General features: G+C 58.3%; 1 tRNA gene and 2 rRNA genes (1 of these 3 running past the window's edge). All 3 read left to right on the forward strand.

The features are described 5' to 3' along the window. Positions 1-2,731 (forward strand): 23S ribosomal RNA (locus ACFW16_RS35760); it begins 9 nt to the left of the window's first position. Positions 2,732-2,844: 113 nt separating this feature from the next. Beyond that, positions 2,845-2,960, forward strand: a 5S ribosomal RNA gene (rrf, locus tag ACFW16_RS35765). 59 nt (positions 2,961-3,019) lie between these two features. Then, a tRNA-Met gene (locus tag ACFW16_RS35770) sits at positions 3,020-3,096 on the forward strand.

Below are 3,096 nucleotides of genomic sequence, written 5' to 3' on the forward strand. Positions count from 1 at the left end.
TCTAAGGGCATCTGGTGGATGCCTTGGCACTGAGAGGCGATGAAGGACGTGGCACGCTGCGATAAGCTGCGGGGAGGGGCGAGCACCCTTTGATCCGCAGATCTCCGAATGGGGAAACCCACCGCGTATGCGGTATCCGTATCTGAATCCATAGGGTGCGGAGGCGAACCCGGGGAACTGAAACATCTCAGTACCCGGAGGAAAGGACATCAACCGAGACTCCGTTAGTAGTGGCGAGCGAACGCGGACCAGGCCAGTGATCACACCTACATAACCGGAACCGTCTGGAAAGTCGGGCCATAGCGGGTGATAGCCCCGTACGGGTAAACCGGGTGTGATCCACGAGTAGGGCGGGACACGTGAAATCCTGTCTGAACATGGGGGGACCACCCTCCAAGCCTAAGTACTCCTCAGTGACCGATAGTGCACCAGTACCGTGAGGGAAAGGTGAAAAGCACCCCGACGAGGGGAGTGAAAGAGACCTGAAACCGGATGCCTACAAGCAGTCGGAGCGGGCTTGTCCCGTGACGGCGTACCTTTTGTATAATGGGTCAGCGACTTAGCGTGTGCAGCAAGCTTAAGCCGAGAGGTGTAGGCGCAGCGAAAGCGAGTCTGAACAGGGCGTCAGAGTTGCACGCGTTAGACCCGAAACCGGGTGATCTAGCCATGGCCAGGTTGAAGGCGGGGTAACACCCGCTGGAGGACCGAACCCACGTCCGTTGAAAAGGCCGGGGATGAGCTGTGGCTAGGGGTGAAAGGCCAATCAAACTCGGAAATAGCTGGTTCTCCGCGAAAGCTATTGAGGTAGCGCGTCGGATGATTACCGCGGGGGGTAGAGCACTGGATGGGCTAGGGGGTCGCGAGACCTACCAAACCTAACCAAACTCCGAATACCCGTGAGTACAGTCCGGCAGACAGACGGTGGGTGCTAACGTCCATCGTCAAGAGGGAAACAACCCAGACCACCAGCTAAGGCCCCCAAATCGTGGCTAAGTGGGAAAGGATGTGGGACAGCGTCGACAACCAGGAGGTTGGCTTAGAAGCAGCCATCCTTTAAAGAAAGCGTAATAGCTCACTGGTCAAGCCGTCCTGCGCCGAAGATGTAACGGGGCTCAAGCCACGTGCCGAAGCTGTGGGTGCTCGAGCGATCGAGCGCGGTAGCGGAGCGTTCCGTAGGCCTGCGAAGGTGTCTCGCGAGAGGCGCTGGAGGTATCGGAAGTGCGAATGCTGACATGAGTAGCGACAAACAGTGTGAGAAACACTGTCGCCGAAAGTCCAAGGGTTCCTGCGCAAGGTTAATCCACGCAGGGTGAGCCGGCCCCTAAGGCGAGGCCGAAAGGCGTAGTCGATGGGAACCAGGTTAATAGTCCTGGGCCTGGCAGAGGTGACGATGGCCGTAAGTTGTATGCCCTTATCGGATTGGGTGTGCAGCGAAGGACATCCGGGAAATAGCCCTGCCGTATAGACCGTACCCGAAACCGACACAGGTGGACTGGTAGAGTATACCAAGGCGCTTGAGAGAACGATTGTGAAGGAACTCGGCAAATTGCCCTCGTAACTTCGGGAGAAGAGGGCCCCATATCTGGGCAACCAGGTATGGGGGGCACAGACCAGGGGGTAGCGACTGTTTAACAAAAACACAGGGCTCTGCGAAGTCGACAAGACGACGTATAGGGTCTGACGCCTGCCCGGTGCCGGAAGGTTAAGAGGAGAGGTGCAAGCCTTGAATTGAAGCCCCGGTAAACGGCGGCCGTAACTATAACGGTCCTAAGGTAGCGAAATTCCTTGTCGGGTAAGTTCCGACCTGCACGAATGGCGTAACGACTTCCCCACTGTCTCCACAGTCGACTCAGCGAAATTGAATTCTCCGTGAAGATGCGGAGTACCCGCGGCTAGACGGAAAGACCCCGTGCACCTTTACTATAGCTTTGCAGTGGCGTTAGGAATGACATGTGTAGGATAGGTGGGAGGCTTTGAAGCTCAGGCGCCAGCTTGGGTGGAGCCAACCTTGAAATACCACCCTTGTTGTTCTTGACGTCTAACCGAGCCCCGTGATCCGGGGCCGGGACCCTGCATGGTGGGTAGTTTGACTGGGGCGGTCGCCTCCCAAAGAGTAACGGAGGCGCGCGATGGTGGGCTCAGAACGGTCGGAAATCGTTCGACGAGTGCAATGGCATAAGCCCGCCTGACTGCGAGAGCGACGGTTCGAGCAGAGACGAAAGTCGGCCATAGTGATCCGGTGGTCCCGCGTGGAAGGGCCATCGCTCAACGGATAAAAGGTACGCCGGGGATAACAGGCTGATACCCCCCAAGAGTCCACATCGACGGGGGTGTTTGGCACCTCGATGTCGGCTCATCACATCCTGGGGCTGGAGCAGGTCCCAAGGGTATGGCTGTTCGCCATTTAAAGTGGTACGTGAGCTGGGTTCAGAACGTCGTGAGACAGTTCGGTCCCTATCTACCGTGGGTGTTGGAATATTGCGAGGAGCTGTCCCTAGTACGAGAGGACCGGGATGGACGCACCTCTGGTGCACCGGTTGTGACGCCAGTCGCATCGCCGGGTAGCTATGTGCGGACGGGATAACCGCTGAAAGCATCTAAGCGGGAAGCCCCCCTCAAAACCAGTATTCCCTATCAGAGCCGTGGCAGACGACCACGTCGATAGGCCGGGTGTGTAAGCGCAGCAATGCGTTGAGCTAACCGGTACTAATCGCTCGATCGGCTTGATCTCAGTCGGGCTGCGTCGCCGAAAGGCGAAGCATCCCCACCGCGCGCAGCGGCAATCGCCCTGCAAAACACCGTCTCCCTGCAGCACAGCATTCGAACACGAGCGGGCTTCGTCGACCTGGTGGCCATAGCGAGGGCCCCAGCACCCGATCCCATCCCGAACTCGGCCGTGAAACCCCTCAGCGCCAATGGTACTGTGGCTCAAGCCACGGGAGAGTAGGTCGCCGCCAGGTCCACAAAGCCCGCTCGTTCCCCTCTTCGCAGCCTCTCCACAATGCTCCTCTCTCACCCCCGCGGGGTGGAGCAGCCCGGTAGCTCGTCAGGCTCATAACCTGAAGGTCACAGGTTCAAATCCTGTCCCCGCAACCA

Source organism: Inquilinus sp. NPDC058860, assembly GCF_042743185.1.
Classification (GTDB): Bacteria; Pseudomonadota; Alphaproteobacteria; order DSM-16000; family Inquilinaceae; genus Inquilinus.